This window comes from Myxococcus stipitatus DSM 14675 (assembly GCF_000331735.1).
Lineage (GTDB): Bacteria > Myxococcota > Myxococcia > Myxococcales > Myxococcaceae > Myxococcus > Myxococcus stipitatus.
Genome location: NC_020126.1, coordinates 2,605,074 through 2,610,303, shown reverse-complemented (window position 1 = coordinate 2,610,303; position 5,230 = coordinate 2,605,074). Strand labels below are relative to the sequence as shown.

The window sequence follows — 5,230 nt, the reverse complement described above, 5'->3', positions numbered from 1 at the left end:
GGTGACGCGCTCCGAGGCCCGGGCTCGTGCATGAGCCCGGGCCACGTTGCCTCAGTCGTCGCGCTCGGTCCTGACATCCGGCTTCTTGCAACCCGGTGTCATGCACACACCGCCCATCATGAAGTCGGCGCCGTACGCGGGCTGAAGGTCCAGGTTGTCCGCGTGGATGCGGACGCTCACGGAGGCGTGTCGACAACGCAGCCCCATGACGGGCTCACGCCAGCTCTCGGTGACAGGCCGGCCCCCGAACTGAAGCGCGGGCTTCGTGCCCTGGAGCTGACGGGTGACGAAGCGCTCGAACCGCCATCGCACGAACCCCGGAGGCGGCTGCACTTCCTCGAGGAGAGGGCTGGCGTACTCGGTGAAGGCATTCACGGGGGCCTTCCGGGCGCGAGCCAGCTTCTCGCCCCGCGCGAACAGCATGGCCCTGTCACACCGCTCGCATTCATAGAAGCGGAGGGTGCGCCCTTCCGTGCCCTTGCCGAGCGCGGGGACATGGAACACCCGGCTCGGCTTCACCCGCCGGTTGCACTCGGGACAAGCCGCGACGGCCTTCAAGTCCGCCGCGGAAGGCCGCGCGGGCTGGACGTCCCAGGTCCGCTCTCCCGGCAGCCCGAAGGGCGCGGGGTGACGTCGCGCATCCTCCGCGCGCTCGAGGATGACCTTGGGAAAGGACTTCGCGCGCTGGACGGCCTTGAACTGCCCCGCGAGCCAGTCTCCCTCCACGTCCCCCACCTCGGGCCGCCGTCCGTCCACCAGCCATTCGACGGCCGCGCGCGATGTGTCCTTGAGCACGGTCGGAATGGAGTCGTCTTCGTCGTCCGGGTCTCCGGCCGCCTGGAGCACCGCGGAGATGGCCTTCGCTGGCGACTTCACCGACGCCGTCAGGCGCTTCAGGTACTCGCCAAAGCCCTCGCCCGTATCCAAGGCCTTCACGTCGACCTCGCGCGCACGGCGCTTCCGCTCCTTCGCGCTGAGCAGGTCCGGGGCCACCTTCTCGAGCTTCTCGAGGAACTCCGAGGACAGCTCCCCGCGTGCTCCCGAGAAGCGCATGAGGAAGTCCAAGGCCTGGCGGACCCACTCCTGCTGATACTCCCCATGCAGCGGGACTCCGCTGACCTCCGCCGCGGCCCGCCACCCCGGAGTCCCCGGCTCCACGGCGGCGAACGCCTGGAACAGGTGCCCCTGGTCCTTCGCCCAGCGCTCCAGGCACTTGCGAGCCGAAGCGGGCTTCTGCTCCAGAATCGACCGCAGCCCTTCAACGAAGCCCGGCGCGGCTTCGGGCGCGAGGAAGGCATGGCGCCGCCCCCAGGCCCCGAGTTCCGACAGCAGCGCGGCACGACTCGCCAGCTCCCGGGGCTTCATGAGCGTGAGCCCGGCCTTGGGCAGCAGTTCGTCATACAGCAGTGCCTCGAGCGCGTTGCGAGGCGCGTACACGTTCGCCTTGAAGACGTCATGCTTGGGCAGCGGAAACTTCAGCTCCATGATTCGGATGCGCAGCGGACGCAAGCGCTCGGGGTCCTCCGGCCTCGCCGCGACGCCGATGGGGACGGTGAAGTCTCGCGCGCAGCGGGCGCAGGTCACCGCGGTCGGCTCCACCGACGCGCCACACGAACAGAGCAGCCCCTCCGTGCGCGGAGGCGTGTACTCGAGCACCGCCTCCCGACAGTTCCTCTGCAACAGGAGGAAGTCCGTCTTCACCCGAGGGTCTTCATGACGGACCGGGAGCGCGCGCTTCTTGCCTTCCCAGAGGAAGCACCGCACCTCGCCATCGAGGGTGAACTCCGCCAGCTCCGCCCGGCCCCCCAGCGCCAGGGTCAGGTCGAGGAGGGCGCCCATCCGCGCGCGCAGGGCGGGAAAGTCAGCCTCTGGTACGGCGCCATGGAGCTCGCTGGGAATGTCGCTGGACATCAGGTCGAAGAGAGGCCGCTGCCGCAGGTCCTCGATGAACGCCTTGGCGGTGCAGTCCTCGCCCTCCAACCGACTCGCGAGCCACTTCTTCTCGCCCCTGGACGGGTGGCCGATTCGAGCCGCCAGCCCCATCAACCCCTTGATTCGCACGTGTCCGCCCCCGACTTGAACTCCAGGAACATCATCCACCCGGTTTCAAATACGCCTGCCTAGCAGCAGTGCGCCTCTCACGGAATCACCCTGTCCGAATGAGGGCAGGTTCCGCCCTATATGCCCTCTACCGTGCGCTTCGTCCCCAAGCCGGGGAAGGACACAGGAGCGAACGTGAGCAACGTGCAAGAGGCAGTGCAGACGGCGTCCACGCAGGTCCGGGATGGGGCTCGGGACTTCGATTTCTGGGTGGGCAAGTGGAACATCCGCAACCGCCGTCTGCGCGAGCGGCTGAAGGGCTGCACCGAGTGGATTGAGTTCGAGGCAACGAGCGTGGCGCGCCTGCTGCTGGGCGGAATGGGAATCGAGGACGAGTACCGCACCGAGTTCTGGAGCGGCTTCGTCGGCTCCGCGTACCAGTTCTTCAACCCGGAGACGAAGCAGTGGTCCATCTACTGGGTGGACAACCGCCGGGGGATTCTCGAGCCGCCCGTGGTCGGCTCCTTCACCGGAGACGTGGGCGTCTTCGAGGGCGTGGACACCTACGAGGGCCGGCCCATCCGCGTGCGCTACACCTGGTCGCGCGTCACGTCGGCGGCCCCGCGCTGGGAGCAGGCGTTCTCCACGGATGGTGGCGTGACGTGGGAGACGAACTGGGTGATGGACTTCATCCGGGCCACCGCATAGCGCAGGAACCTCGGCGGATGGATGCCCCCTAGGGGCCACCAGGACGGGGCCTGGTGGCTGGAGGGGGCGTTGTCGTTCCCGGGTTCCGCTCCAAGCTCGTGAGCGCGGCCAGGCTGTCACGCGCGGACTCGCACGCGGGGTCGTCCGCGGAGGTGGCCTTGCAGACGCGCTCCAGGACCTCACGGGCCTTCTTCAGGTCTGGCGGAGCGTGCCTGCCTATCATCAGGTCGAAGCCGTGCACGGCGCACCCCATCGGCTCCCCTCGTGCGCACGTCTTCTCGTAGGTGCGCGCGAGGCACACCTTCTCCTCGTCGCTCGAGCCGTGCAGGTACGCGAGCGCCCCGGCCCAGAGCGTACAGCCCCTCATGGCCCCCAGGACACACGAGCGACGGTAGAGCGGCTCCATCAGGGCGACGTGGGTGTCCTTCACCATGAAGCCGTAGGCGAGGGAGTAACAGGCGGTCGCGTCGTCCCCGTCGGAGCACTGCCTCGCGCACCAGGCGAGCCGCCCGTCACAGTGGGTCTTGAAGTCACCGAGCTTCGTCTCCTTCTCGGGGACCCTGTCCGCGGGGCACTCCTCCCGCACGGGCTCGCTCGAGTGCGTCCGCACCCACTCCACGGCCCGCCCGCGGTCCTCCTCCGGCGTCAGCGGGGCCTTGCAGGCCACCCCCCCACCCAACAGCCCCAGGACGAACATTCTCCGCACCGTCACACTCCCCTTCGCATCAGATGCGCCGCGGTCTCCAGTCCTATAGGAGCAACACATGAAGATTGGAATCATTGGTGCGGGCAGCATCGGCGCGACGCTGGCGCGGAAGTGGGTGAAGCTGGGTCACCAGGTGGCGCTCGCCAACTCGCGCGGGCCGGACTCCCTGCGCACGCTCGCGGCCGAAATCGGAGCCACCGCGGTCACCGCCGCCGAGGCCGCTCGCAGCGGCGAGGTCGTCGTCATCACCATCCCCCAGGGCGCCGTCCCGGGCCTGCCCAAGGACCTCTTCGCCGGCGTGCCCTCCGACGTGGTCGTGATTGATACGGGCAACTACTACCCCTCGCGCGATGGCAGCATCCCCGCGCTCGAGCAGGGCCAGCTCGAGAGCGTGTGGGTCAGCCAGCATCTGGGCCGGCCGGTCATCAAGGCCTTCAACAACATCTACTTCAGCTCCCTCGCCGCGAAGAGCACCCCCAAGGGCACCCCCGGGCGCATCGCCCTCCCCGTCGCCGGTGACGTCCCCGAGGCGAAGGCGAAGGTCCTGCGCATCATCGACGAGCTCGGGTTCGACACCGTCGACACGGGCACCCTCGACGACTCCTGGCGCCAGCAGCCCGGCTCCCCCTGCTACACGAATGACTTGGATGTGAAGCAGCTCACGGCCGCGCTCGCCAAGGCGGAGCGCAGCCGCGTCCCCGAGTACCGCAAGGCCGCCGACGACGCGGCGCGCGCGTTCTTCGAGTCCCAGAAGAAGTCCTGAGCCGCGAGCCGCTCCCGCGCGGAGTGGAATGAAGTCCCCCCAGCCGTCACAGTCCCACCCGTGAGGTCCAGGTGACCTTCGGGTGGGTGGTTTACCCTTGGGGTTCCCTGGGGCCCGGCATACCCTGCCTCCATGGCTTCCAAGGAGACGCTGGCGGACGAACTCGCGGAGCTCGTCCGTCTGCGGCGGGCCCGTGACCTCATGGACCGCGAGTTCGAAAGCCCCCTCGACGTGGAGGCCATCGCGAAGGCGGCCTACATGTCCCCTGCCCACTTCTCACGCCGCTTCAAGCAGGAGTACGGGGAGAGCCCGTACTCCTACCTGATGACACGCCGCATCGAGCGGGCCATGGCGCTGCTGCGGCGGGGAGACCTGAGCGTCACCGACGTGTGCATGGCGGTCGGCTGCACCTCGCTCGGCTCCTTCAGCGCCAGCTTCACCAAGCTGGTGGGCACGTCGCCGTCGGACTACCGCGCCCAGCAGCACACCGAGGACGGCGTGCTGCCCGCCTGCGTGCAGAAAGAGCGGACGCGCCCCCGTCGAGCAGGATCCGAGAAGCAATCCCCGGAGTAATGAAACACAGTGCCTCCTATGACCACCCTCAAGCTCTCGACCGTTCATCTGATTGTTGACGACCCCACGCGCGCGCTCGCGTTCTACCGGGATGCGCTGGGGCTGACCCTCACGGGCGATGTCGTCCAGGGCCCGCTCCGGTGGCTCACCTTCTCGTCTCCGGACCAGCCGGGCGTCCAGATCGTGCTGAGCCAGCCCCACGCCGGTCGCAGCAAGGAGGATGGTGACGCCGTGGCCCGCCTGCTGGCGAAGGGCTCGCTGGGCGGGGCCATCTTCGCCAGCAACAACCTGGAGGAGACGTTCGCCAAGCTGACCGCCGCCCAGGTGGACGTGGTGCAGCCGCCCACGGACCAGCCGTGGGGCGTGCGCGACTGTGCCGTGCGGGACCCCGCCGGCAACATGATTCGCATCAGCCAGGCCTGAGCGTTCCCGCGCCGTAT

6 protein-coding genes are annotated in these 5,230 nt (G+C 68.7%); 4 read left to right on the top strand and 2 right to left on the bottom strand.

Annotation, left to right across the window (positions count from 1 at the left end; genetic code table 11):
- Positions 1–51: 51 nt before the first annotated feature.
- The gene (locus MYSTI_RS10280; protein WP_063639742.1) at positions 52–2,061 is read right to left on the bottom strand and encodes a hypothetical protein; all 2,010 of its coding nucleotides are present in this window, start codon (positions 2,059–2,061) and stop codon (positions 52–54) included.
- A 174-nt stretch (positions 2,062–2,235) separates the two neighbouring features.
- Here MYSTI_RS10280 and MYSTI_RS10275 point away from each other — a divergent pair, with 174 nt between their 5' ends.
- Entirely contained in the window at positions 2,236–2,748 is a 513-nt protein-coding gene (locus MYSTI_RS10275; protein WP_233278227.1) for a hypothetical protein, read from the top strand.
- 28 nt (positions 2,749–2,776) lie between these two features.
- On the opposite strand, the gene MYSTI_RS10270 is transcribed toward MYSTI_RS10275, so the two are convergent.
- Positions 2,777–3,454 (bottom strand): SEL1-like repeat protein, encoded by a 678-nt coding sequence (locus tag MYSTI_RS10270; RefSeq protein ID WP_144370042.1) that lies wholly within the window; start codon positions 3,452–3,454, stop codon positions 2,777–2,779.
- A 58-nt stretch (positions 3,455–3,512) separates the two neighbouring features.
- On the opposite strand from MYSTI_RS10270, the gene MYSTI_RS10265 reads away from it, so the two are divergent.
- From MYSTI_RS10265 to MYSTI_RS10255, 3 genes are all read left to right on the top strand, one after another.
- The gene (locus MYSTI_RS10265; protein ID WP_015347679.1) at positions 3,513–4,217 is read left to right on the top strand and encodes an NADPH-dependent F420 reductase; all 705 of its coding nucleotides are present in this window, start codon (positions 3,513–3,515) and stop codon (positions 4,215–4,217) included.
- Between the two features lie 132 nt (positions 4,218–4,349).
- Positions 4,350–4,790 (top strand): helix-turn-helix transcriptional regulator, encoded by a 441-nt coding sequence (locus MYSTI_RS10260; protein WP_015347678.1) that lies wholly within the window; start codon positions 4,350–4,352, stop codon positions 4,788–4,790.
- Between the two features lie 18 nt (positions 4,791–4,808).
- Positions 4,809–5,213, top strand: a complete 405-nt coding sequence (locus MYSTI_RS10255; RefSeq protein ID WP_015347677.1) for a VOC family protein — start codon at positions 4,809–4,811, stop codon at positions 5,211–5,213.
- The last annotated feature ends 17 nt before the right edge of the window (positions 5,214–5,230 follow it).

What these genes read in the sequence shown, in the direction of transcription:
- MYSTI_RS10265 (WP_015347679.1), top strand. Translation starts at nt 3,513, where the DNA reads ATGAAGATTGGAATCATTGGTGCGGGCAGCATCGGCGCGACGCTGGCG.
- MYSTI_RS10260 (WP_015347678.1), top strand. Translation starts at nt 4,350, where the DNA reads ATGGCTTCCAAGGAGACGCTGGCGGACGAACTCGCGGAGCTCGTCCGT.
- MYSTI_RS10255 (WP_015347677.1), top strand. Translation starts at nt 4,809, where the DNA reads ATGACCACCCTCAAGCTCTCGACCGTTCATCTGATTGTTGACGACCCC.